Annotated in this window: 29 protein-coding genes; 21 read left to right on the top strand and 8 right to left on the bottom strand. The window is 35.3% G+C overall.

Features of this window, described 5'->3' with window-relative positions:
- Positions 1-188: 188 nt before the first annotated feature.
- From FA727_RS17100 to FA727_RS17050, 12 genes are all read left to right on the top strand, one after another.
- Positions 189-1,070: a helix-turn-helix domain-containing protein gene (locus tag FA727_RS17100; protein WP_136832779.1), complete on the top strand. Its 882-nt coding sequence runs from the start codon at positions 189-191 to the stop codon at positions 1,068-1,070.
- A gap of 49 nt (positions 1,071-1,119) precedes the next feature.
- Positions 1,120-1,272: a hypothetical protein gene (locus FA727_RS24135; protein WP_158318906.1), complete on the top strand. Its 153-nt coding sequence runs from the start codon at positions 1,120-1,122 to the stop codon at positions 1,270-1,272.
- A gap of 1,167 nt (positions 1,273-2,439) precedes the next feature.
- Positions 2,440-2,646, top strand: coding sequence for a DUF1657 domain-containing protein (locus tag FA727_RS17095; RefSeq protein ID WP_136832778.1), 207 nt, complete (start codon positions 2,440-2,442; stop codon positions 2,644-2,646).
- A gap of 80 nt (positions 2,647-2,726) precedes the next feature.
- Positions 2,727-3,182, top strand: a complete 456-nt coding sequence (locus FA727_RS17090; protein WP_136832777.1) for a YhcN/YlaJ family sporulation lipoprotein — start codon at positions 2,727-2,729, stop codon at positions 3,180-3,182.
- Positions 3,183-3,199: 17 nt separating this feature from the next.
- Positions 3,200-3,679 (top strand): stage V sporulation protein AC, encoded by a 480-nt coding sequence (gene spoVAC, locus FA727_RS17085; protein WP_136832776.1) that lies wholly within the window; start codon positions 3,200-3,202, stop codon positions 3,677-3,679.
- Positions 3,679-4,692 (top strand): stage V sporulation protein AD, encoded by a 1,014-nt coding sequence (gene spoVAD, locus FA727_RS17080; protein WP_136832775.1) that lies wholly within the window; start codon positions 3,679-3,681, stop codon positions 4,690-4,692. Before spoVAC ends, spoVAD begins: the two co-directional genes overlap by 1 nt.
- Before the next feature lie 2 nt (positions 4,693-4,694).
- On the top strand, positions 4,695-5,045 hold the full coding sequence (spoVAE, locus tag FA727_RS17075; RefSeq protein ID WP_136832774.1) for a stage V sporulation protein AE: 351 nt from the start codon (positions 4,695-4,697) through the stop codon (positions 5,043-5,045).
- Between the two features lie 13 nt (positions 5,046-5,058).
- Positions 5,059-5,265, top strand: coding sequence for a DUF1657 domain-containing protein (locus FA727_RS17070; RefSeq protein ID WP_136832773.1), 207 nt, complete (start codon positions 5,059-5,061; stop codon positions 5,263-5,265).
- A gap of 30 nt (positions 5,266-5,295) precedes the next feature.
- Positions 5,296-6,156 (top strand): DUF421 domain-containing protein, encoded by an 861-nt coding sequence (locus tag FA727_RS17065; protein WP_136832772.1) that lies wholly within the window; start codon positions 5,296-5,298, stop codon positions 6,154-6,156.
- Positions 6,157-6,341: 185 nt separating this feature from the next.
- Positions 6,342-7,013 carry a DUF421 domain-containing protein gene (locus FA727_RS17060; protein ID WP_136832771.1) on the top strand — a complete coding sequence of 224 codons (672 nt, stop codon included), beginning with the start codon at positions 6,342-6,344 and terminating at the stop codon, positions 7,011-7,013.
- Positions 7,014-7,155: 142 nt separating this feature from the next.
- Positions 7,156-7,395 (top strand): hypothetical protein, encoded by a 240-nt coding sequence (locus FA727_RS17055; protein ID WP_136832770.1) that lies wholly within the window; start codon positions 7,156-7,158, stop codon positions 7,393-7,395.
- Positions 7,396-7,539: 144 nt separating this feature from the next.
- Positions 7,540-7,806, top strand: a complete 267-nt coding sequence (locus FA727_RS17050; RefSeq protein ID WP_246041939.1) for a hypothetical protein — start codon at positions 7,540-7,542, stop codon at positions 7,804-7,806.
- 415 nt (positions 7,807-8,221) lie between these two features.
- Here FA727_RS17050 and FA727_RS17045 read toward each other — a convergent pair whose 3' ends face one another.
- From FA727_RS17045 to FA727_RS17025, 4 genes are all read right to left on the bottom strand, one after another.
- Entirely contained in the window at positions 8,222-9,727 is a 1,506-nt protein-coding gene (locus FA727_RS17045) for a phospholipase D-like domain-containing protein (protein ID WP_136832768.1), read from the bottom strand.
- Positions 9,728-10,181: 454 nt separating this feature from the next.
- Entirely contained in the window at positions 10,182-10,730 is a 549-nt protein-coding gene (locus FA727_RS17040; protein ID WP_136832767.1) for a YkoP family protein, read from the bottom strand.
- Between the two features lie 447 nt (positions 10,731-11,177).
- Complete coding sequence (locus tag FA727_RS17030; protein WP_136832765.1) at positions 11,178-11,393, bottom strand: hypothetical protein; 216 nt, start codon at positions 11,391-11,393, stop codon at positions 11,178-11,180.
- Between the two features lie 255 nt (positions 11,394-11,648).
- Positions 11,649-11,942 carry a hypothetical protein gene (locus tag FA727_RS17025; protein ID WP_136832764.1) on the bottom strand — a complete coding sequence of 98 codons (294 nt, stop codon included), beginning with the start codon at positions 11,940-11,942 and terminating at the stop codon, positions 11,649-11,651.
- Positions 11,943-12,338: 396 nt separating this feature from the next.
- On the opposite strand from FA727_RS17025, the gene FA727_RS17020 reads away from it, so the two are divergent.
- Positions 12,339-12,905 (top strand): YitT family protein, encoded by a 567-nt coding sequence (locus FA727_RS17020; protein ID WP_136832864.1) that lies wholly within the window; start codon positions 12,339-12,341, stop codon positions 12,903-12,905.
- Positions 12,906-13,143: 238 nt separating this feature from the next.
- Positions 13,144-13,386 carry a hypothetical protein gene (locus FA727_RS17015; RefSeq protein ID WP_246041938.1) on the top strand — a complete coding sequence of 81 codons (243 nt, stop codon included), beginning with the start codon at positions 13,144-13,146 and terminating at the stop codon, positions 13,384-13,386.
- A 130-nt stretch (positions 13,387-13,516) separates the two neighbouring features.
- Here FA727_RS17015 and FA727_RS24130 read toward each other — a convergent pair whose 3' ends face one another.
- Together FA727_RS24130 and rpsD are read right to left on the bottom strand one after the other, a co-directional pair.
- A complete protein-coding gene (locus FA727_RS24130) occupies positions 13,517-13,690 on the bottom strand; it encodes a hypothetical protein (RefSeq protein ID WP_158318905.1) in 174 nt (57 codons plus the stop codon).
- A gap of 86 nt (positions 13,691-13,776) precedes the next feature.
- Positions 13,777-14,379, bottom strand: a complete 603-nt coding sequence (rpsD, locus tag FA727_RS17010) for a 30S ribosomal protein S4 (protein ID WP_126409568.1) — start codon at positions 14,377-14,379, stop codon at positions 13,777-13,779.
- Between the two features lie 539 nt (positions 14,380-14,918).
- Between rpsD and FA727_RS17005 the strand changes: the two genes are divergently transcribed.
- Positions 14,919-16,784, top strand: coding sequence for a sensor domain-containing diguanylate cyclase (locus tag FA727_RS17005; protein ID WP_136832763.1), 1,866 nt, complete (start codon positions 14,919-14,921; stop codon positions 16,782-16,784).
- Between the two features lie 40 nt (positions 16,785-16,824).
- Here the strand turns inward: FA727_RS17005 and FA727_RS17000 are convergent, their stop codons facing one another.
- Positions 16,825-17,304: a GAF domain-containing protein gene (locus FA727_RS17000; protein WP_136832762.1), complete on the bottom strand. Its 480-nt coding sequence runs from the start codon at positions 17,302-17,304 to the stop codon at positions 16,825-16,827.
- Positions 17,305-17,447: 143 nt separating this feature from the next.
- Here FA727_RS17000 and refZ point away from each other — a divergent pair, with 143 nt between their 5' ends.
- Positions 17,448-18,080: a forespore capture DNA-binding protein RefZ gene (gene refZ, locus FA727_RS16995; RefSeq protein ID WP_136832761.1), complete on the top strand. Its 633-nt coding sequence runs from the start codon at positions 17,448-17,450 to the stop codon at positions 18,078-18,080.
- 38 nt (positions 18,081-18,118) lie between these two features.
- On the opposite strand, the gene hisJ is transcribed toward refZ, so the two are convergent.
- The gene (gene hisJ / locus FA727_RS16990; protein ID WP_136832760.1) at positions 18,119-18,910 is read right to left on the bottom strand and encodes a histidinol-phosphatase HisJ; all 792 of its coding nucleotides are present in this window, start codon (positions 18,908-18,910) and stop codon (positions 18,119-18,121) included.
- Between the two features lie 288 nt (positions 18,911-19,198).
- Between hisJ and ezrA the strand changes: the two genes are divergently transcribed.
- The 5 genes from ezrA to mbcS all read left to right on the top strand — a co-directional run bounded on the left by ezrA (position 19,199) and on the right by mbcS (position 25,647).
- On the top strand, positions 19,199-20,893 hold the full coding sequence (ezrA, locus tag FA727_RS16985) for a septation ring formation regulator EzrA (RefSeq protein WP_136832759.1): 1,695 nt from the start codon (positions 19,199-19,201) through the stop codon (positions 20,891-20,893).
- 124 nt (positions 20,894-21,017) lie between these two features.
- Complete coding sequence (locus tag FA727_RS16980) at positions 21,018-22,154, top strand: cysteine desulfurase family protein (RefSeq protein WP_136832758.1); 1,137 nt, start codon at positions 21,018-21,020, stop codon at positions 22,152-22,154.
- Between the two features lies 1 nt (position 22,155).
- A complete protein-coding gene (thiI, locus tag FA727_RS16975) occupies positions 22,156-23,358 on the top strand; it encodes a tRNA uracil 4-sulfurtransferase ThiI (RefSeq protein ID WP_136832757.1) in 1,203 nt (400 codons plus the stop codon).
- Positions 23,359-23,672: 314 nt separating this feature from the next.
- Positions 23,673-23,876: an alpha/beta-type small acid-soluble spore protein gene (locus tag FA727_RS16970; RefSeq protein WP_136832756.1), complete on the top strand. Its 204-nt coding sequence runs from the start codon at positions 23,673-23,675 to the stop codon at positions 23,874-23,876.
- A gap of 184 nt (positions 23,877-24,060) precedes the next feature.
- A complete protein-coding gene (gene mbcS, locus FA727_RS16965; protein ID WP_136832755.1) occupies positions 24,061-25,647 on the top strand; it encodes an acyl-CoA synthetase MbcS in 1,587 nt (528 codons plus the stop codon).
- Positions 25,648-25,681 lie beyond the last annotated feature (34 nt).

Below are 25,681 nucleotides of genomic sequence, written 5' to 3'. Positions count from 1 at the left end.
TATTTTAACTTTGAATTGTTTAAAAAAGCTATTTTTAAGATCAATGTAAGAAAATTTTTGATATACTCATATTATAGTAATTATTTAAAAATTCTATCAGAAAATAAATAATTGAGAAGTAGTAGAAAGTACATATGTAATATTTCTTAGCTAACAGATTACATAATGTTTATAAAGGAGAATGGTTTATGAACTTGGAGGAGTTGTGCTTTGGAGATATTCTCAAGTCGATAAGAATTCAAAGAGGCTATACTGTAGAAAGTCTTTCTGATGGAATTTGTACTCCTGAAGAATTAGACGAATTCGAAAAGGAAATTAAATATCCCACCATTGACCAATTATTTAAAATGTCTCAAAAATTAAATGTGAACTTAAGCAATTTTTTCGATTTCGGAGCAACGAGTAGTTTTCGGTATGATATAGCGGTTATGGAGCTAATTAAGAAGTTCAAGTATGAAAGAGATTACCATTCTATTTTGGAAGTAGTGGTAAAAGAAAAAGATAATGCATTTTTTAAGCATACGTCTTATCAACAATTTTTGATATGGCATGAAGGGATATGTAAATACTACTTACAAAATAAAAAAGATGAATCAATTGAACTACTTCAATATGCATTGGGTCTAACAAATCCTGCTAGAACTAATTTAACTGAAAGGGAAATTGAAATTCTAACTAGTATGGCAATAATAGAAAAGGATTTTGGTAATTTTGAATTATCGAAAGAAATGCTATTAGATGCTTTAAATCATACTGATAATTTACCACATTTGTTGGATCCGAGGGTTAAGGTGAGAATTCTATATGCGATAGCTCAGGTTCTGACTAAGCAAGAAAAATATGAGGAATCCTTGAAATACTGCAAAAATGGAATAAATCATTGTATTAATTCTCAAGATATGTTGTTATTTCCAGACTTTCACTATCAAATAGGAGAAAATCTATTAAAATCTGGTGCAATATTAAAAGGAAAGCAATATATAGCGGACGCAATATACATTTTTAAATTACAGAAAAATGATAAATTTGCAAAACTAGTAGAAGAAGAGTTGGAAAAATTATTAAAATAGTGATAATATTTAATTGAAACAAATTTTTGAAAAAGGAAGGAGATTAGCTATGAAAAGTTTAAAAAGACTTTTAGCAATTTCAGCACTTGGGCTAGTTCTTGTAGGAATTGCAAGTGTTAACAATGATGCGCAATTGGCAGATTTACCATCTCTTCATAAGTCTGATAGAGTAACTACTCTAGATTTACCTTCCCTACACTAATTACTAAAATATTGTTTTTTTTTAATTAGTTTAGAATTACATAATCATATCTTATGAGAAGACACACAAAGAAAATGTGTGTCTTTTTTCTGTGAAATAAATAAAAAACCCTAGAGAATTTCTCTAGGGTTTTAATCGTTAAACTATTAACGAGAGTAATATTCAACGATTCTTTCAACCCTTGATTTAATTTATTAGCTGGAAGTGCAAAATCTGCAGGTGAAGATATTGAACAGCTTTTCGATATGATAAATCAAAAGGAAGTATAAGTTGAACGATGATTACGTCCATAAGAATGTACATTTCTGACATGTTTTTCATCAGCGATTGTCACAAATAATGAAACGTTTAAAGTGAATAAAAAGGATTGAAATTTCGCAAAATATTATCAAAGAGTCTTCAAAGGATCCCCTTTATATAAATGGGGTTTATATGGCCTTGAGTGTATGTGGGTGGGACATAGGGTATTGTCCCTATAGGCTACTCAAACACTTAGGATAATACTATTCCCCTTAAACAAACAAGTATCCTTTCACCTTGTCCCTCGTTTACTCAAATTTTTGAATGAAGTTGCTATATAAATGAATGATGCTTATATTAATGTATCCTGTCCCAAATCCTGCTTAGATCTAAGGGAACGGATACTTTTTCACCATGAATCTCTCTATGTATAATAGGATTAGTAAAACTTTGTTCTAAACTATCTATTTGTTCCTTATGTCTAGCTCTTAGTTTTGTTCCTGAAATTATTTCTCTATAGTCCTTATACATACTTCTTAAACCTCGCTTTTATTATTCACCATTTTTTTATTAATTTAAAATGAATAGGACATACTGAATCATACCTTATTTCTCAAATAAAAAAGCCTATCCGATTATGCTTATAAAAGTGGAATATACCTTGTATTTGGATAAAAAATAATGTGCAAAATTGCTACAACCCCCTGTAATCAAAAACATAGGTATATATTAAAAAATTTTTAATTGCTCAATTCCCAATTTTCACTCCCTCCTTTAGATTTTTCTTGCAAAATGTATTTTTACCAAAAACATTAAAAAATTACATATTTTTAAATTCTCAAATATTCAATTTAAAATTTAATTAAAATGGATAATAATTTGTTTATTTAGCACTATAAAAAGGTCAAATCATAGGAGGTGTTATTCATGACAGTCATAAATGACGTTAAGACAGCTTTAGCAGGATTAAAAAGTGCGCAGGCTAGCTTTGAAACATTTGCTCTTAGTACAGATAATCAACAAGCTAAGCAACTTTATCAGGACGCTGCTACACAAACCCAATCCGTTATTGACAGCATTGAACCACGCGTTCAACAAATCGAACAAGAAGAACCTCAATACAAACAACAATAATGAGTATGGTGGAAAGGTTGGTTGAGGGGCCAACCTTTTTTTAAGCCTTCCAATGCTGGTGAAAACATGGAGGTGATGTCATGAAAGTAAAAATAATATTTTTCATTTTAATAGTTATCGGATTGGGATCAGGATGTAACGGAAACCAAAATCAGTTAGGTAATAACAATAATTTGAGTATTTCACAAGTACATACAAGTAAGCCAATTGATCAATCTGTTGCCAATCATGCTAAAGAAAAGATTATCACAAAGGAAGAAATTTCGGATGTAAAGGCTGTGAATACAGATAAAGAGCTTTTAGTAGCGATAAAAGTCGGAAATTTCGACCGTTTCCGATTAAAAAATATCGAGAAGTCAGTAAAATCTGACTTGGAAAAAATGTATCCAAATCATAAAGTATTTGTTTCAAGTGATAAAAAAATGTTCTGGGAACTTGAAAAAAAAGAACAAAGACTGAAAAAAAACGATACGAATAAGAAGAATTTAAAAAAGGATTTGAACAAACTGAAAAGTCTTATGAAGGAACAAACCTAAAAAGGAAGGATCGAGTTATGTCTAACAATCAAAAGAAACAACTCACTCCTGTGCAACAGGAATACCAGAAGTTGCAAAACCAACGAGAAATCAAAAGACCGGTTGTTAAAAATTGCATAAAGGCCTTTTTAACTGGTGGACTTATTTGTCTGATTGGTCAGTGTATTTCAGACTTTTACATTTATTATTTTAATTTTACTGAGCAAACTGCAGGAAATCCAACGGTGGGTACGTTAATTTTTATTACGATGCTTCTTACTGGTTTTGGCGTATATGATCGAATGGCCCAATTTGGAGGAGCTGGAACAGCTGTACCCGTAACGGGTTTTGGCAATGCTGTTATATCACCTGCCATTGAGCATCGAACCGAAGGATTTGTACTGGGCGTAGGCGGCAACATGTTTAAATTAGCAGGGGCGGTTATTTTATTTGGTGTTTTTTCTGCTTTTGTCATTGCCCTCATCAAAACCATTTTAATCCAGCGGGGTGGTTTATAATGCTTAAAGGTCATCGTACATGGATCTTCGAACAAAAGCCTGTCATTATTTCAACTGGAACCGTTGGTGGACCATTCGAAGCCAATGGTGCTATCCCAGATGATTTCGATATTCTTCATGCAGATTTATGGCTTGGACAAGATTCCTATGAAAAAGCACATAAAGTCCTTTTTGAAGAAGCTTGTCAAAAGGCAATGGAAAAGGGAGGCATCCAAAAGGACCAAGTTCAATTTGTCCTTGCAGGCGATCTGATTAACCAGATAACTCCGACAAGTTTTGCCAGCCGAACCATTGGAGCGCCTTATTTTGGATTGTTTGGCGCCTGTTCCACCTCTATGGAAGGATTGGCTCTAGGTGCCTATATCGTTAATACAAATGGGGCTAAATATTTGTTAACAGGAGCTTCCAGTCATGATACAGCTGTTGAAAAACAATTTCGGTATCCAACGGAGTATGGTGGACAAAAACCTCCTACGGCACAATGGACGGTTACTGGTGCTGGCGCCGCTCTTTTAAGCGATTCTGGGGATGGACCTCGTGTCACTTCTGCCACAATTGGCCGGGTGATTGATATGGGTCTGACTGATCCGTTTAATATGGGAGGGGCTATGGCACCTGCTGCAGTTGATACCATTGAAGCGCATTTAAAAGAAAGAAACGTCGAGCCATCTTATTACGATTTAATTGTAACCGGAGATCTTGGTCAGATTGGACAAGAAGTTTCCATCGATCTATTTAAAAAGCATGGAATCCCTATTCGTGAAGAGCAATACCAAGATTGTGGCCTTATGATTTATCGGGAGGGGCAACCGGTTCTAGCAGGAGCAAGTGGAGCAGGATGTTCAGCAACGGTAGTTTATGGTCATCTGCTAAATCGGATGAAAAAAGGTGAATTTAAAAGAATGTTAGTAGTAGCAACAGGAGCTTTATTATCCCCTCTTTCTTTTCAGCAAAATGAAACGATTCCCTGTATTGCACATGCGGTGTCGATTGAATATGTAGGTGAACAATAAATATGACCTATTTTTGGGCTTTTACAGTAGGTGGTTTGATATGTGTGATTGGGCAAATTATGTTTGATGTTTTCAAGCTTACACCGGGGCATACGTTAAGTACCCTTGTAGTAGTGGGAGCAATTTTAGATGGGTTTGGTTTATATGAACCCTTGATTGACTTTGCTGGAGCAGGAGCTACCGTTCCGATTACAAGTTTCGGAAATTCACTTGTTCATGGTGCCATGCAGGAAGCAGAAAAACATGGGTTAGTTGGTGTACTCACTGGGATGTTCGAAGTCACAAGTTCAGGTATTTCAGCAGCCATTATTTTTGGAATGCTCGGAGCCTTAATTTTTAAACCAAAAGGATAAGGAGAACGATTCAATGACTATAGCATCAGATGTAAAGCAGTCTCTTGCAAGCCTTAAAGGTGTAGAAGCCGATTTATCTAGCTTAGCACTCAGGACTCAAGACCATGAATCGAAGCGTACACTACATGAAACGATGATGATTGTGCATGAGGTAGTGACGGATTTAAAAAAGCGAATTGGAGAAATTGAACTAGAGGAATTTCAGTACAAAGGTTTCTAGTTAAATTATATTTGCAGGGGGTGTCAAGCAGTGCCTGAATGGTTAGATATTGCTGTACGGTCAGCAATCTTTGTTGCTGTTTTATTTGTCATTACAAAATGGTTAGGAAAAAAGCAAATTTCTGAACTATCTTTCTTTGAATATGTGACCGGTATTTCCATTGGAAGTATTGGTGCAGAAGTGTCTATGGGACTTGAACGAAACATTTTTCACGGAATTATTGGAATTGTCATCTTTGCAGCTATCCCCTTTATTGCTGGTTTAATTTCCTTGAAAAGCAAAGGTTTTCGCAATTTTATAGAAGGGAAAGCAACTGTATTTATAAAAGATGGAAAAATCATGGAAGATAATTTGAAAAAAGAAAGATACGCGACAGATGAATTGTTAGAATTACTTCGTAAGAAGGATGTTTATCAGGTAGCTGATGTAGAATTTGCTGTATTAGAGGCAACAGGAGATTTATCCGTCATGTTAAAAAAGGAGAACCAACCTTTAACAGCAAAGGATTTAAACTTATCCGTTCCTTCCATCAAAGAACCTCAGACTGTCATTATGGATGGTGTCATAATGGATGAACCACTAGCTACAATTGGACGAAATCGTGCTTGGTTACACACTGAGTTAGAAAAATTAGGGGTTACGGTTGAAAATATCTTTCTTGGACAGATTAATTCTTTTGGAGAATTAACGGTGGATCTTTTTGATGATAAGTTGCAAATTGCATCCCCTCAAGAAAGACCTTTAATTCTTTCAACTCTGAAAAAATGTCAAGCCGATTTAGAACTGTTTGCTCTTGGAACGGAATCAAAAGAGGCCAAACAAATGTATGGGTTAAATAGCGAAAAATTACAAAAAGCTATCGAAAAAGTAACCCCTATTTTAAAAGGATAATTTTTTTTTGTATTACGTTGTGATGTATGACAAAAAGGGGGGAGACCATTCTTTACACTCTTATTAGTCGAATCTTGAAATTATATAATCTTTGGAATTTGGTTGCAGAGTCAAAGAGATGAAAAAAGGTTAAAAACCTTAGTCCAATTTCGGACTAAGGTGAATTTTCCTAAGAGGTGTTAGAAGTGTCTATTTTTTTAGCCAAAGTTATTTTTATTTATATTGTATTTATTATCGCAGTAAAAATTTTAGGAAAATCAGCTCTAGCCCAACTTACCCCTCATGATTTTGGAGCGATTCTTTTTTTATCTTATTTAGCTTTTGGTTCTATTAAAGTAAACGGAGTGATGGAGGGGATTATTGGAATCAATGTAATAACATGCATTCATCTATTTATATCAAAGTTAAGTTTATTAAATAAGTTAAACCCTTTTATTGTCGGAAAACCGACTATTCTAATTAAACATGGTAAAATTATCTATCGAAATTTAAAGGAACGTAGATATCCTTTATCTGAGCTGTTGTCTAATTTAAGAACATCAGGATACCCGGATATTCAGGATATTGAATATGCGATTTTGGAAGCAACAGGTGAAATTAGCATTTTACCTAGAAAAGAATTAGTTCCGATTACTCCAAAGGATTTACATATGAAAGTGGAATACCGGGGATTACCCATAGCCGTTGTCATTGAAGGGAAAGTGCAAAAGCGTAATTTAAAATTATTCCACAAAAATGAAAAGTGGTTAAAGGAAGAACTAAAGGCAAAGGGATATCATCAAATCAAAGATATTTTTTATGCTGCTGTTAGAGATACCGACCATTCATTAACCATTAACAAGGATGTTAACGATTAATATTAAGACGATTCCCCTCCCTATATTTTAATTCTTAGATAGGTAAATATGGATTTTTAATGGTACAAACAACCAAAATCTTACCTTATCATAAGATACCATCAAGTTCTAAGTATTTTTGAGGAAGGATCTGAGAAACCAAATGCATAATTATACCCCTTTTCATACCCCAGTTTATATGTCCTATGGGGATTTAAAAAATGAAACTTTGCGTGCTGTAATACCTTTTGTAAACTATGGTTTTCAAGAAGCAGCATTTACATCCTATCATCACGCACTTACAGAAGTGGCAGCCATTGCTTATTTACTTGGAAAAGGATTTGATCCACGAACTGCTTATAAAACAGTTGAATCATGGGAAGTAAATGAAACATTTTATTGAGAACATATAAGATTCAGCCATTAATGATCTATCAAACATTACCAGCATATTTAAATATTTGAATGTAAATATTAGATTTGGAAGCGAGATTCATTTTACCTTCCAATTACTCGATTGAGGAAGTGTTTGATATTGAATAACCGGATGAATCTTATTAATATGGGCAAAAGACTAAACTTATTCAATATGTTTAACAGAAGAAGAAATAATAGGGGAATTTTATGGGCCTCTTTGATTGGTTTAGGAGCTAGTGCTGCTGTTTTTGGATTTAGAAGAAATGGAAACAGGAATATGTTGGCCCCTATCCAAAACCTTACTAATAATGTTCAAAATAATGGTCAAATGAAAAGAATGGTTACAGCTATAACAGAGTTTTCAAAAGAATTAGTCCCTAATCAATATCAAAAATAAATAAATAAATAAATAAATAAATTTCCTTAGAAAAAAGGGCTATCTCATAGGGATTATCCTGAGAAAGCCCTTTTCCATTTAATTAAACGTTACATAGTTAAGAATTTGTCATGCTCCAGTTAACAAGTTATTTATCGCATTAAAATATTAGCTATTATTGTTTTAGACGCCTCTTAATATCCAAAAGTTGATGGGAAAAGATGTCCAGAATCTGCTAGATACTTTGACCAAATACAAAGTAGGAGCTATCAATGCTGTGAAGATACATAGTAGGGGAAGATGGGGGTAAATAGAGAAATTTTTTTATATTTTTATTACAACCCATACCAGTAAACATAATTATTCAAAAAGCCCTCAGATTTTGATTATCTGATGGCTTTTGGAAATTATTTAATGATTAACATCAAATTTATGGCTACAACAGAGGAAAAAGGAGGCAGGCACCCTGCTGCATTAATCGCTCTGAAAGAGACCGTTGAACTAAATCTTCCATTCGCAATAAGACAGAATCCTTTAGGTCTCGCTCGAATTGTTCTGTAAGATCTGTCGCAACATCTTTACTGTAAAAAAATTCACTCACTTCGTAATTCAAACGAAAACTTCTCATATCGTAGTTTGCTGCTCCTACTTCTGCTACTTCCCCATCGATAACCATTGTCTTCGCGTGAAGCATTCCTTTGTTATATAAGTAGATTTGGACCCCTGCTTCCAATAACTCTCCATAATAAGTAAAGCTTGCACGTTCTACCATATTTTGATTTACTTGACGAGGAACCAGCAATCTTACACGTACTCCAAGTTGCACAGCCGTCTTAAGCCCCATAATAATATCCTGATCTGGTACAAAGTAGGGTGTGGTGATATCAACGGCCTTGGTGGCTTGTGTTAACCCTATAAAGTACGCTTGCCTAATAAAAGGTGTAGGAATACTTGGATTACCTTCTACTGTCTGAAAATAGGCTTGGTGCATTTTCTCATTAGTCGGAACTTTATTCGTCTTTGTTCGTTCAACAGTTCCCAACTCTGTGCTCCATTCTGTCATCATGGTAAGTGGTTTTAACCTGCTGGTTTTAGGAATGATTGAGGAACCATCTTTTACTGTTGTTGTTTTCATTCCAGATTTCCCCCTTATGTGTTCAGTTGAGGCAATCTTCCAATGGTTCTCGAAAATCATTTTCAAATCAGATGAAGCTTCACCAACTATTCTTACATGAGTGTCACGCCAGTAGCCTACATTTGGCTTTAATCCAGTATATTCATCCCCAATATTAATCCCACCGGTAAAAGCTTCTTTGCAGTCGATTAGGGTAATCTTACAATGATCCCGGTTATTCAATGTTGAAAATATCCAAGGGGGACGTAAAGGAAAAATAGTCCGACATTCTATTCCAGCATCCATCATCCGAAATACCTGATTTTTGGATAATTTCCTGCTCCCCCAACCGTCTCTTATAAACCGGATATGTACACCTTCCAATGACCGTTCAATCAGTAAGTCCGCAATACGCCTTCCGATTTCGTCGTCTCTATATATGTAATATTCAAGGTCAATCGTTTTTTTTGCGTTCTGTATAGATTCCATAAGTTTTTCATAAGTATTAATCCCATTTACAAGAACTTGTACTTGACCAGACTTTAATCCACTTCCGGTTAAATGTTTCAATGCTTTTGCTATTTGCTGAGCTGAGTTGCAAAAGGAATCAGGAAGCATGTCTGATTCAGAAGAAATAAAAGCTGGCTTTTTACTTCGATTCATACGTATTGGATTTGATGTAATAAGATAGAGCCCATAACCAATCACAGGGAAGATAAAACTAATGGTTATCCAATTTAAAGCCACTGCTGGTCGCCTTACCTCGCGAACCGCCATAATGATCATAAAAACAGTATTTAATAAATAGAGTCCAAAAATCCATACCAATATAAAGCGCCCTCCTTTCTCTTTTAAAATGTATAAATGGTAACACGTTTATAAGTATCTTTAAAATTTAGTTGCATAAGGAAAAGTTGTAACGGGTCGCTAAAACCTTGGAAAAATAGCAAAGTCCCACTTAAGGAATACATTATCCCCAAGAGGCTAAAATAATTAAGTAATATTAATATTCTCTACTGAGGTGGTTATTATAAGCACTCGCCATGAAAATATTGAGAAAGTCCGATTGTTGGAAGACAAGTTATTTGCGTTGGATGCCACGGGGTGGCTGGAGTATGAGTTTTTAACATGGAAATGGTGGAAGTCGACCTGAAATTACGATTCATGAACTAACATTATCCATTGCTCAAAAAGAAGTAGTACAAGCAGTATAATGAAGGAAAAAGCTGTTACGGCTTTTTCCTTTTTTAAAAAGTTTAAAGACGAATTATTCAGTTTTCACTTAATGTTTGTACATATTTGTTAGTTTTCTTGTGGATACTAATAAATAACTCGGCTTATGGGTATTTAAGTAAACTTTATACAGCGAAATTTTTACAGGATAAAATCCCAATTGGTAAGAATGCGATCGTTTAAACCATTTATATATGGGATGAGATATATCGAAAACCTCAAAGCCAAGCCTTTCACAGCCTTTATTTAATGTTGTAATACCGATAATCCCTTTAATATTGGTATTATCAATATGAATTTGAATATAAAGATCAATTTCGGGTAAAGACTTTTTAACGTAGTTATAAATTATCTTTGCTTTTCTTATTTCACTGTTTATGTTTTTAAACTCCTTTAACAACCTAACATTGTGAAGATGAATCTTAACTAATGTGTCATTTTTATTGATCCCATCTGAAAGGACGATATTCCTGCCTTTATATTTTGTCAGTCTAACCCGAAAAATATTACCATCATGACTGGAAAGGTATGTTAGTCTTGTGCAATGATAGTATATAGGATTAATTAACTCCCAAATAGAGATAAAATAATCTCTCATGTTTCCTTACTCCTTTTAAATTCATTTTGACATTTTATTTTTAATAGAATCGAAAAATTTATTTGTGGAAAATCTGGACTAAAAACTTAATTATTAGAAGAAGAGCATGAAAATTCAAGGTAACGTAACAAATGTATAAGTAAGGAAGGCTGACTTATGGAGGGAATTGCCTTCTAGCATACATTTGATGAATACTAACCATTTATAAGGCATATAAGTACAATTTAAAGGTATTAATCGATGATCAACAGAGTTAATAAACATAGCATTGCTATAAGAAGCTAATATCCTTTTTAAATAAACCAATTTAGAAAAAACGATGGTTTATAAAAATAAAAAAAGGACTTTGCATCTCGCAAAATCCTTAATATATCTAGTTCTATAAAACCGTGCTTTTGATGTGATTATTATATATTACCAAATGGTATCCATAAAAGAATGGATGATTTATTCTTCTAAAGTTGATTGAGTTTGGAGCTGCGATTGTACTTGACTAATTAATGTTTGTATTTGTGCAACTTCACTTGATGCTTGTTTTAATGCTTCTGAAGCAAGAGTGGTATTAGCGGCAGATTGTTCAATTGCAGAAGTTATCATATCTTTTACAATAGAAGAAGCTGCCTCTGCTTGCTTCAATTTATTTGTATCGATTTGATTAGCCATTATTAATTTCCTCCTATTTGTTTTAGTACAAAATATAGAATGCTTCAAAGAAATTTTTTTATCCTTATTTCTTTGCCATAATATACGATTTCATTTTTAAATTATTTATCAACAATATCGTTGAATAGAACCTACATTTATTAACAAATGATAAATAATATCCTAATGTTTACAGAGTACTAATTCATTAAAAAAGCTGATTTTCCTGTACTGTAAGGAGAACCAGCTTTTTCAAATTAGTATTTGGTAAAGCTATTACTCATCTTTGTTATCCCCATCACCTATATCTTCCGCATCTTCTACTGGTTCTTCTGGATCTGGGTCTTTATCATTTTCATCATCTTTAAACATGTTATCATTTTCATCAACGCCGGGTGCATTTTCAAGATCGCCATTATCATTTTGATTATTATTACCATTGTTATCACCGTTTTCAATAACATTATTGTTATCTTCTGGTGGCGGATCCTGATCATCATTGTTACAACCCACCATTAACATAGTAGATAAAAATGTACCTGCAAGAAATAGAAACCATTTTTTGTTCATGGTTGTTCTCCTTTCATAGTCTATGTAATTTAAACTCAGTTAGTATCGTTCCCGATAAAAGTAAGATTATGATTGTATTTGAAAACTAAAATCCAATATGATTATTCTTAATCCTATTAAATTTGCTTCCTGTTCACGGAACACAACGATACTAATGACGTTTTTTTGAAATACTAGTTTAAAATTTATTAATGGTTGAAAGTATTCTAATATTTCGAGGGAAAATCCGTTTTAAAAAGTGGAAATTTTATACGGAATAATGTTATTGTTTACACTAACTTTAAGTCATCTGTCCTTCCCATTTTTTCACAACTCTCAGTCTAATTCTAAAATATCCTGCTTGTACATAAATTTATAGTAAACAGAGGATAAAAGGTGATTTATATTTTTGAGAAAATGGCTGCTATTATTATAGGAAGTTTACTAATAGGTGTAGGAATAAACGGTTTTTTAATCCCTTATCATTTGTTAGATGGTGGAGTTACAGGTATTTCCCTCATCCTACATTATTATTTTGGCTTTCCAACAGGATTAGGTTTGTTTCTTTTAAGCCTTCCTTTTTTTATATTTGCATGGTTTTATAAACGAACCTATTTTTATAATAATTTTCTTGGTTTAATTGTTGCAGCAATATTTATTGATTGGTTAGAACCTTTAAGAACACAATTTTTATTTTCTATCTTTACTAGTGTGTTATTAGGTGGAGCGTTTATTGGTATAGGAGTAGGAGTCATGCTTCTAAATAACGTAAGTACTGGGGGTACAGATATGTTAGCCCAATTCATATCGGAAGCTTTCTCCTTAAATGTAGGGGTTATCATTTTCTTAATTGATGGTCTAATTATAACAGTAGCGTTTAATGTGTTAGGATTAAAAGCATTTCTTTTTTCTTGCTTGATAATTTGCATTATTGGAATGATTACTTCCTTGATTGTTAGTCATAGAATTACTAAGGATAACTAAAATACATAAACGATTAAAAATAAAAATGATACAGAATAAAGTGAAACTGACTCTATTCTATATCACTTTTTGTTTATTGCAAAATAGTAGTGCAGAGCTTTGCAAGAGAAAAATGCAGAGTCCTGCACTATTTTTATAGGCATGGAAAATAAAAAAAGACTTGCCAGTCACCCCAAGTCCCTCTACTGTAATTGGTGTCGAATCAACTTAGAGTGGAGGAAAAGAAAGGAAGCTAGCAATGTCTGATATTAATTGTATCAAACACTTAAGAAACAACAAAGGCTTATCTATTACCAAAATACAACAAACATTAAATATAAATTGGAGAACAGCAAAGGAGTATGCAGATGAGGAACAATTACCAACAACAAAATCCTTTCCAAGAAAAGGAAGGATATATGAGGAAAACTGGGGAGAGATTGTATCGGATTGGTTGTTTGAGGACTCGAGAGATACACCTAAGATTGAACCAAAAAGATAAATTTATTATGACAAAATAGCCTATTTCTCTAATTTCATTAATTGGGAGGATACCTCTAAACTTCGTAAACAAGTATGTAAAGGATAAGTATAGTAGTCCAAACCTAAAAGGCATCGGTAAGATTGTTGCTTTACCAATGCCCATTTTTTTCTCTTAAATTACCGCGATGAACCTTAACACAACAAGTCCAATTTACATCATTATCTTTTTTATTCCATGCTAGCAGTATTTTTCTTTCCATTCCTTCACCCATGCTATTATTTTTTTGGCCCAAATTAGTGCAGTATCTTGCTTTATTTTGCAAAATAAATAAAAATGAAAAAACCCCTGAAACGTTGATTTAACAACATTTCAAGGGTTTTATTAGCATTAAAATGCTTAATGCTAATATTAACGAGAATAGAATTCAACGATTAGAGATTCGTTAACTTCAGCAGGAAGTTCAGAACGCTCTGGAAGACGAGTGAATGTACCTTCTAGCTTATCAGCATCGAAAGTTAAGAAGTCAGGTACGAAATTGTTTACTTCGATAGCTTCTTTGATGATGTCAAGGTTACGTGATTTTTCGCGAACGCCGATTGTTTGACCAGCAGCTACGCGGTAAGATGGAATATCTACACGCTTACCATCAACTAGGATATGACCATGGTTTACAAGCTGACGTGCTTGACGACGAGTACGTGCTAAACCTAAACGGTAAACAACGTTATCTAAACGTGACTCAAGTAGAGCCATGAAGTTTTCACCATGTACACCAGACATTTTGCCTGCTTTGTCGAATAGGTTACGGAATTGACGCTCGTTTACACCATACATATGACGAAGCTTTTGCTTCTCTTGTAATTGTAAACCGTATTCTGATAATTTTTTACGTTGGTTTGGACCATGTTGTCCTGGAGCGTAAGGACGCTTCTCTAATTCTTTACCTGTACCGCTTAATGAAATACCAAGACGGCGAGATAATTTCCAGCTTGGACCTGTATAACGAGCCATTGATGACTCCTCCTTGTGTTTTTATTTGGGTAAAATAAAAACAGACGTGACAGCAACAATTATGATCATTTTGTTTTCATGTACCTTCGCCCTCGCAGCAGAGGGTTACGCAGTACCCCATCAAGTTGAGGAACAAAATGAAACACAAAAGGTGTTCACATAGGCTGCGATATTTTACACAAAGACTATTATAACTATATTGAAGAAATAAAGTCAAGAAATTCTATAAAAAAGAGAAAAATTAATGAAGCTTTATAAAAGGAATGTGATATAATAGACAATGGTTGTTTTAATGAGGTGTACGTTTGTTTGTGTCGAAAAAACACTGATTATACATAGTCTAAGGCAGAGTCAAATGGAAAAATGTCAGATAAATGGAATAAATGAAACTATTTGGATTAAACGTCTCTATTCGTAAACAAGTTTACATCTTTGAAACGAAAAATACAAAGTTTCGACAAATTTTAAAATACATTATTATATAATGAAAATATAATAACTCGTCTAAGAAAACGTGATGATAATAGGTGATGATAGCAATGGAAGTGCTCGAGAAACAATTAATAGCAAACCTCAAAAGTCACTTTTTTGATCTAATAGATACAGAGAAAGGCTTATTATATTATGAACAGTTTTTAAAGGAAATGCTCTACGCGGTGAAAAGCTTCATCGGAGTAGATGAATTGACTGCTTTCAATTGCAATCATTGGAGTAGAGAACTGTTTATAGAAGCTTCGACCAATGAGGAGCTTAATACGAACCAACAATTCACTTTGTTATATGACGAGTTTCAGGATTATGTTACAAGAAAGTCTATCATCCACCAGCCCATCCCATTTACGAACTTTGAACAGTATGAAATATTAATTCCTTTAAAAAGAAATCAAGAAGTCTTTGGTTATCTTGCTTTTAGAGGAATAGCCAATTGTGATTGTTCCGATGCTTTACTTGTGGAAATTGCTAAGGAGTGCTGCAGTTTTCTCCATAAGGCAAGAGGCTTATGTGATGTCATTTTTAAAGAAAAACGCTATAAACAATTATTTCGTGTCACGGAAAAATTTCATTCTTCGATGGACATGGACGCCGTCCTCGAAGAAATAATTGATACTTTGCAAGAAGTATATCCAACCTTTACCTATTATTTGATGCTATCGCATGATAATAATAGTCATAAAAATTTGCCGATCAAAGATTTGGAATACGACAGCGAGAATATTTCGGCCATGCAAGCTTACTTAACAGGAACGATTCAATTAGAGGATTCCATACAAGAGAAAAAATCGATGCTTTATGCCCCTTTAAAAGGAAAACAGGGTGTCTATGGTGTGCTTCAGGTAATTGCACCAAATGCCATGACCTTCCCTAACAGCGAAATAGAATTTATTACCTTACTGGCCAATACGGCTGGTACTGCAATGGAGAATGCTCAGTTATACCAACAATCGCGAAAGCTGATTTCTGATCTTCAATTGATCAATGAAACATCTCACCGGTTAAATTCAAATCTTCGTCTTTCAGATACGATTAGCTTTATGACAGAGCATTTTCAGTCTTCCTTCGATGCAGAAGAAGTAGGCTTTGTTCTTGTATCTGACGATTTTGAACAATGGAAGGTCATCAAAGGGAGCACTTCGTTCTTCTTTTCAGATGGAGCCTCAGCCTATTTAAAATATATTTCAAAGAAAATTAAAAATGAAAGAGACTCCATCTTTTTGGGTGATCTAAATATTGAATATCTTTTAACTAAGTTTAAATCAGTGATGGCTGTGCCAATGGTGCAATCGGAAAAAATCATGGGCTTTGCATTGGTCATGAACCGTTTGCCGTATCATTTTTCTTTCGAAACATTTAAATTGATGCAATCACTAATTCATCACTCTACATTAGCTTTTACGAATTCAATGCTACGAGAAGAATTGGAAAAAATGGTCATAACCGATCATTTAACAAAACTGCATTCACGTAATTTCCTCACCGAAAAAATTCAACGTTCCATGTCTGAAGATGCTTATGGAACGTTCATTTTAATTGATATTGATAATTTTAAACAAATTAATGATTCGTATGGTCATCAAGTAGGTGACGAGGTCCTTATTCAAGTATCTTCCGTTATTCAGGATAATATTCGTGATGGAGATATTGGAGCACGATGGGGTGGAGAAGAATTAGCATTATACCTTCCAAAAATTCAACTTGATGTTGCGGTGGTTATCGCAGAACGTTTGGTTCGAAAAGTGAGCGAATTAACACATCCGCCTATTACCATTTCGTGTGGGGTATCCAACTGGACGAAGGACCATGATGATGATAACTTCACGAAGCTATTCAAAAGAGCCGACCAGGCCCTTTACGTGGCGAAAGAAACAGGCAAAAACAAAGTAATCATTCAAGAAGTAATTGGTTGATAAAAAAGGCGTGAGATCAAAATCTCACGCCTTTCCTTATTTACATAAACCGAACTAATTCTCGAACAAATTTTTCTAAATTTTCTTGATCAATTTCATCAAAACGGTTTTTCTCTGGTGAATCGATATCAAGCACCCCGATAACTTCCCCGTTCTTTATTATTGGAACGACAATTTCAGATTGTGAAGCAGCATCACAGGCAATATGTCCAGGAAATTGATGAACATCTTCAACGCGAAGTGTTTTCTTTTCGCTAGCACTTGTTCCGCAGACCCCTTTTCCGTATGGAATTCTTACGCATGCAGGGAGTCCTTGGAAAGGTCCTAGAACAAGTTCATTTCCTTCTGTTAAATAAAATCCTACCCAGTTCACTCTATCGAAAAATTGATTCAATAATGCTGATGCATTACTTAAATTAGCGATTTGGTTTGTTTCATCTTCTAGCAACGCAACAAGCTGCTTACGAAGGAGATTGTATTGGTCTTGTCGATTTTTACCATATGATTCGACTTTAAACATGTTTTTTCACCTGACTTTTCTAAATTGTACTTAGTATTGTATCAAATTAAGAAGAAAAATAGGAGACTTTGTCTACTTTTTTATAGAGGAAAACGAAGGAATGAAAAGAAGTATAAAGGGAGAAAGAAAAAGGAGGTCCAATCATGGTGCAGAGTACAAAGGATGCAATAGTGGAAGCTGCAATTTTATTATTCAATGAACACGGTTTTAACGGTACCTCCATTAGAGATATTGCGAAGAAAGCGAATGTGAATGTCTCTAATATCGCGTATTATTTTGAAAATAAAAAAGGACTTCTCGAACATTGCTTTACAGAGTACTTTGAGGCCTATTTAAATCAAATTGAATCAGGCTTTAATTTTACGGAAGAAGGCGCTTTAGGCCGAATTAAGAAAATAACAGAGAAGATTCTTCAGTTTCAATGTGAGAATATCCATTTAACGAGGCTTGTTTTACGAGAAATCTCGATCGATTCACAGATGATTAGAGAGATTATGTCGACTTATTGTGTAAAAGAACGGTACTTCTTTAAGAGAGCTTTTGAAGAAGGGATTCGCACAAAGGAATTTCACTCATTTTCAATTAATTACATGATTATTCAATATAAAAGCTTGTTAGCAATGCCGTTCTTAAATACGTATTATTTAGCTGAAGTACTTCAAGTGTTCACGAATGAATCGTATTTTATTAAAAAGTATGTAAAGGAAGTAAATGTTTGGTTGGAGAATGTCGTTTGCAATCAAGAGCAACAAAAGCTAGCCCTTGTAAGTACTTAAGACAAGCTGTCCCAAGCACTCATGGGACAGCTTTTTTTCTATACAAAAAGAGCATTATATCCTTGCTTCAATTCTTTCACTTGATGCGCATCTGAGCCATATACAAGTGGAATTTGTAATTTGATGGCTTCTTCTGAAACCCATTTTGGAGGATAAGTCTCCCCGCATAATGGCTTTGATGTGCCAGCCCCATTATAATCAAGCTCATAACCTCGCTCTTTCATTGCTTGTAGAATCTGTAAAATTTCACTCCTATAGTCATGCGCCATAGGGAATTTTTTTTGAAACTTTCTTACTAAGGTTATGTGGCCGATTCTTTTTGGCTTAAAGGGTCCTAAATCAGATTGGATCGATTTTAGTAGAGTACGAAAATAGTTCTCATAGACATGTTGTATAGAACCGTATTGTCGGATCATTTTTTCAAATACGTTTGGACTGTAATCAAGGCAGTCATAAGTATCCCCATGCTTCAAAAAATGAACGGAGAGAACGGCGTCATCCAGCTTATGCCCATAATAATTGAGGAAATCCTTCGTTTGTGCTTCGAACCCTTCGACATAATCTACTTCTAGTCCACAGTTGATGCGAATCTTATCCTTATACATCGGCTTTAATTGGTTGATCTGTTCAAAATACGCCTCAAGTTCTTCAAGCTTCATGCCACTATCCTGATCTGGTGTTGTATCAATAAACCCTTCTGGTAAAGGAGCATGCTCAGTAAAGGATATTTCTGAAAATCCTAACTGAATTGCTTTTTCGATATATTCTTCAAAAGCATCCTTTGTTCCATGAGGACAAAATGGGGTATGGATATGCCCATCCTTTTTCATCTATGTTCCTCCTCGTACAGTCGAATTTCTGTTCGAAAAAAGAAAAAATACTGGTGGGAATACAAAAATTTTGAAATTAATAGTCAAAAAATGTCGTTTACATGGTATCATAAAAACATTGAAATGCACATCATAAAACGGTTTTAACATAGTGAAAAAGTATGAGAATTTATAATTGATATATTACTATAAAAAATGTATGTTCGGTTGAGGCCCAATAATGTAATTGCGAAGGCATTTAGTTCAATAAAAGACTAAAGTTATTGGAGCTGGACAGGGGGCTTAAAAATGGAATTTATTATCGTTGGATTAGTTTTAATTCTTATTTTATATATAACTGGTTACGTGATGAAGAAAAAATATTATAAAGAAATTGACCGGTTGGAAGCATGGAAAATTGATGTGATGAATCGTCCTGTATTGGATGAGATGTCTAAGGTCAAAAAATTAAATATGACTGGACAGACAGAAGAACTTTTTGAGAAATGGCGTAGAGAATGGGACGAGATTGTCACAACAGGTCTTCCAGATGTAGAAGAATTTCTTTTTGACTCAGAGGAATATATTGATAAATATCGCTTTAAGAAAGCAAAACAAATCTTAAACGCGATTGAAAAAGATTTGACTGAAACAGAAGAGAATATTCAAGCTTTAATTGATGAAATTAAAGACCTTGTGGGTAGTGAAGAAAAAAGCCGTAATGAAATTGAGGAATTAAAAGAGATATATCGTGTGAGTAAAAAGAAACTTCTCACTCATCATCGGAACTATGGCATTGCAGAGAAAAATTTGGAGTTACAGCTTGATGAAATCATTGTAAACTTCCAACAATTCGATGAGCTTACGAGCAATGGAAATTATTTTAATGCCAGAGAAATTGTCCTTTCGATTAAAACGAGGCTTGAAGAAATAAGCAATAAATTAGAAATTATCCCGGAACTGCTACTAGAGTGCCAGTCAAAAATTCCTTCGCAGCTTCAAGAGCTAAAAGAAGGATACGATGAAATGGTCAAGCAGGGCTACATTTTGGATCATATCCAATTAGATAAAGAAGTAGAGAGAATTGAAACTGTCCTTGATACATATAAACAATTCCTCGAAAAAACAGAAACAGAAGAAGTAGAGAACGGACTTGTGGAATTAAAGGAAGGCATCGAGCTTCTCTATGATTTATTAGAAGAGGAAGTCAATGCGAAGCAATTCCTGATAGAAAATCAGGAGCAAACAAAGCAATTGCTTGAGCTCACTCAACAAGCGGATGAAACACTTAAGTCTGAAATCGATGAAATCAAACATAGCTATCATTTATCGCAAGGCAAGCTAGAAGAGCAAAGTAAGCTGGAGAAGCTGTTGCACCAATTGATGAAGCGTTTTGAACTATTAGAAGCAAGAATTGAAAATGATGAGACGGCACATTCTCTTTTAAAAATTGAGTTAAGCAATATTAAAGCAGAGCTTGAACAGGTTAACGGTGAATTTGCAACATTCTTTGAGATGCTACAAATGTTAAGAAAAGATGAGCTTGCCGCTAGAGAAAAGGTTCAGGAGCTGGCTCGAAAAATGGCAGAAACGATTAAGCTTGCTTCTAAAAATAATATTCCTGGTGTACCGGAAGACTACATGGTAATGATCCAAGAATCAAAGGAAAGCATCAGTGAAGTCAAAGCAAGGTTGGAAGAAAAGCCGTTAGATATCCCAACTGTACAAAAGGCGCTTGAGCTAGCAGTAATAAATGTGGAAAAAACCTACGACATAACGAACGATATGATCGAAACAGTTATGTTGGTGGAAAAAGTCATCCAGTATGGAAATCGTTATCGTAGCCGCTACGCTACAGTAGATAGAGGCTTAAGAGAAGCGGAAAAATCCTTCAGAGGCTATGACTATCAGGCTGCACTAGAGCAAGCAGCTACCGCTATTGAAGAAATAGAACCAGGCTCTCTTAAACGAATTCAAGCTATGCTAGAAGAGCAAGTGTTATAAAGAAGAGGCTCGCAATCAATTTGCGGGCCTTTCCCTTTGCCAGAGGACACCTTCATTTTCAATTGAATCGATATATGTTAACATTTACTGTTAGCGAAAGTGATTTTCCTAGGGGGATTTTGAAATGATTTATTTCGATAACAGTGCAACCACCAAACCATATAAAGAAGTGGTTGATTCCTTTGTAAAAGTAAGCACCGATTTTTTCGGAAACCCCTCTTCCCTACATCGTATTGGTGGGGAAGCAGATAAACTACTGATTAAAGCTAGAAAACAAATTGCTGACCTTCTACATATCAAAGCGAATGAAATTATTTTTACTTCAGGTGGAACTGAGAGTAATAACCTAGCCGTTAAGGGTGCGGCTCTTATGTATAAAAATAGAGGTAAACATATTATTACGACAGAAATTGAGCATGCTTCAGTTCGGGAAACATTCGAGCAACTAGAGGAGTTAGGATTTGATGTTACTTATCTTCCTGTTGACGAGGAAGGAAGAATTAATGTTGCGGACATGGAGAAAGCTATTTCACAACATACGATCTTAGTTTCCGTGATGCATGTGAATAATGAAGTAGGAACCATTCAGCCAATTGAGGAAATTGGTCGCTTGCTAAAAAACTATCCAAAAATACTTTTCCATGTCGACCATGTCCAAGGAGTAGGAAAAGTTCCGTTAGATTTGAATCTTGTTGATTTATGTTCTTTTTCTGCTCATAAATTTCATGGCTTAAAAGGAACAGGCTTCTTGTATATTCGTGAAGGGATCCAAATTTCTCCTCTATTAACTGGGGGAGGACAGGAACGAAAATATCGGAGTGGAACAGAGAATGTAGCAGGCTTTGTGGCACTAGCAAAGGCACTGCGCATGACGCTAGAAAACGAGAAAAAGTCTCTTCAAAATATCGTTAAGACAAAAGAAACGGTTATTAAGGGCATCCAAGAAATAGAAGAGATTACGATTCATACACCAGCACAGGGGTCAGCTCCTCATATTATTAATTTTTCGATTAAAGGGTTTAAGGCAGAGGTCTTCCTACACGCCCTTGAGGAAAAGGGCATATACGTCTCTACGACCAGTGCTTGCTCTTCTAAAAAACATGCAACAAGCAGTACGTTACTCTCGATGGGCGTACCAGAAGATATCGCTAAAAGTGCGTTAAGAATTAGCCTATCGTATGAAAATACGATGGAGGAAGCACTATTTGTCGTGAAGACAATTAAAGAAACGGTAAATAAGTTGAAAGAGGTTATGAATTAAGATGAACTATGATCGGATTTTAATACGTTACGGTGAAATTTCCACAAAAGGAAGAAATCGCAATCTATTTGTTGATAAGTTGAAAAAAAGTATTCAACGGGCCATTAGTGATTTTCCAAATGCGAAGGTGCAAGGTCAACGTGAACGTATGTACATCGTTTTGAATGGTGAAAATGGTGCTGAAATTATTGAAAGAATTAGAGGGATATTTGGGATATCCTCATTCAGTCCAGCGGTAAAAACAAGCAAAGAGATTGAAGAAATGAAGGATGCTGCGCTTCAATTATTTCAAGAAGTGTATGAAGAGGGAAAAACCTTTAAGATTTCCGCTAGAAGAGCGGATAAAACGTATGCTCTAGATACAAATGAGTTGAATCATACCCTTGGTGCTCATTTGTTAAAAAATGTTCCGAATTTGAAAGTCGATGTGAAAAATCCTGATATCGATCTACGTGTGGAAGTTCGTGAAGAAGCGACCTATTTATCCTGCGAAAATATCACTGGAGCGGGCGGTCTTCCGATTGGTTCAAGTGGGAAGGCCATGCTTATGCTTTCAGGTGGAATTGATAGCCCGGTAGCTGGATTTTTAGCCATGAAGCGCGGATTAGAAATTGAAGCAGTTCATTTCTTTAGCCCGCCGTTTACAAGTGAACGTTCAAAACAAAAGGTTATTGAGCTAGCTGAAAAATTGGCGAAAGCAAACGGAGGTTATTTTACCCTTCATGTTGTTCCATTTACGGCGACACAGCAATTAATCCATAAGCAGGTGCCAGAAAATTACACAATGACGACAACAAGAAGGTTGATGCTGCGCATCACAGACGCTTTACGTGAAAGACATGAGGCGCTAGCAATAGTCACAGGGGAAAGCTTAGGACAGGTGGCTAGTCAGACGTTAGAAAGCATGTTTGCGATTAATGATGTGACGTCTACGCCGATTTTACGACCATTGATTATGATGGATAAAACGGACATCATCAAAATTGCTCGAGACATCGATACACATGATATTTCGATCCAACCATTTGAGGATTGCTGTACCGTGTTTGTTCCAGCTTCACCGAAAACGAAACCGAAAAAGGACAAAGTTGAGTATTACGAGAGCTTTGTTGATTTTGAACCACTTATTAAGGAAGCGGTTGAAGGAACAGAAACAATTCACATTAGTCCAAAGGTGAAAGAAGAGATTGACGATCTTTTTTAATTTTAATAGGAAATTATAGATTTCGCTTTTGTGGATTACTTTTTTATTAAGTGTGTCTACGTTTAGCTCCAGCGCCTAGCCCCTCTTTTGAAAAATAAAGTTCAATTTTTCATTGGTCGCTTCAGACCCACTGGGTCCGCAAGCAGCTGTCGGACACACTGGGTCCGCAAGCAGCTGTCGGGGCTGAGCAAGGCGCTTGTGCTTTTGTTCTTATGCATAAAATAAAAACCTTTTTTGTGAACAATTACCAACACTTAAATTGAATGAAGGTCATACGGATAACACATTCTATATTCACAAGGAGGTGATATCCTATGGCAAACAACAGCAGCTCAAACCAATTATTAGTTTCTGGTGCTCAACAAGCTCTTGACCAAATGAAGTATGAGATTGCTTCTGAATTTGGTGTAAATCTTGGAGCTGATACAACTTCTCGTGCTAACGGTTCAGTTGGGGGAGAAATTACAAAGCGTCTTGTTTCAATGGCTGAATCACAATTAGGTGGAGGCTTCAAATAATACAAATAAATAAAATGGCTACAAGAAGCGGGTTTTGGCCCGCTTCTTTTTTTAGTCCAATTAAATTCTGAAAATTAAATATAGAAATTATATTTGAAAAAATGTAAGATAGTATTACAACTAACTATTATGACTAGATAACAATTTTTAGCCGACTTAATTCAAAATGAACGGGGGAATCATGATGAAGAGAGAAGACCTTTTAGCACCAAGTAATTATAATCTCGTCTCAGAAATGGAAAAGTTTGCGGAGGATCCAAATCGACTTGCTCTAAAATGGGAATCTGAGGATGGCTCTACACAAGAAATAACTTACAAACAATTAATTGAGAATGCCAATCGAATTGGAAATGTCTTCTTAAATAGTGGACTAGAAAAAGGCGATGTCGTTTTAATTATTGTCCCTAGATTAATTGATGCTTACCAAGTATACATAGCAGCTTTGAAAAGTGGTCTTGTTGTTATTCCGAGCTCAGAAATGCTGCGGACAAAGGATCTCCAATATCGGGTCACACATGGCGATGTGAAAGCGATTATTAGCTATCATCTTTATGTCGATCAAATGAAGGATATTGTAGGGGGAGACCAGCTTTCCAAATTTGTTGTAGGGGAGAAAGCACCTGGATGGATTCATTTAGATAAAGAAATGGAACTGGCGTCACCTGAATTAGCACTGGCTACTACAGATAAAGAGGATATGGCGTTTCTTTCTTATACCTCAGGAACCACGGGGAATCCCAAAGGGGTTGTGCACACGCATGGATGGGCTTATGCCCATTTAAGAGCAGCTACTCCAAACTGGCTTTGTATTGAAGAAGGAGATACGGTTTGGGCAACAGCTGGTCCAGGCTGGCAAAAGTGGATTTGGAGTCCATTCTTATCGGTGCTTGGTTCGGGAGCAACTGGCTTTGTCTATCATGGAAAATTTGAACCGAATAAATATTTACAACTCCTTGAAAAATATTCGGTGAATGTCCTTTGTTGTACACCAACAGAATATCGTTTAATGGCAAAAGTTGAAAATCTAGAAGAATATACATTATCGAATCTCCGCAGTGCTGTATCTGCTGGGGAACCTTTAAACAGAAACGTTATTGATACATTCAAGAAATACTTCAATTTAGAGGTTCGAGATGGCTATGGCCAAACGGAAAATACACTGCTAGTCGGGATCACGAAAGGAATGGAACTAAAAGCTGGCTCAATGGGCAAACCAATCCCTGGAAATACTGTGGAAATAATCGACGAAACCGGAAAACCATGTGCTCCTGGTGAAGTAGGAGATATTGCTGTTCATATCGAGACTCCTGCACTATTTAAGCATTATTATAAGGATCCTGAGAGAACAGCCATGCAGTTCCGTGGCGACTACTATGTTACAGGTGATAGAGCGAAGAAGGATGAGGAAGGCTATTTCTGGTTTGAAGGGCGCGGCGATGATATTATTATAAGCTCTGGTTATACAATCGGACCGTTTGAGGTAGAAGATGCCCTTGTTAAACATCCGTCTGTTAAGGAATGCGCGGTTGTAGCGAGTCCAGATGAAACAAGAGGCAATGTAGTAAAAGCCTTTATCGTTTTAAAAGACGGTGTAGATGCGGAAAATCCAAATCTTGTTCAAGAGTTACAGGACCATGTTAAAGGATTAACAGCTCCTTACAAGTATCCTCGAAAAATAGAATTTGTCTCAGACTTACCGAAAACCACTTCAGGTAAAATTAGAAGAGTTGAATTAAGGCAGAAGGAATTAGAACTAGCCGAGCAGAATTAATATAGAAAACCTACATGCAGACGAGACCTTTCGT

It is taken from the genome of Robertmurraya kyonggiensis, from assembly GCF_005116465.1.
GTDB lineage: Bacteria > Bacillota > Bacilli > Bacillales > Cytobacillaceae > Robertmurraya > Robertmurraya kyonggiensis.
This window is presented reverse-complemented; position numbering and strand designations above follow the sequence as displayed.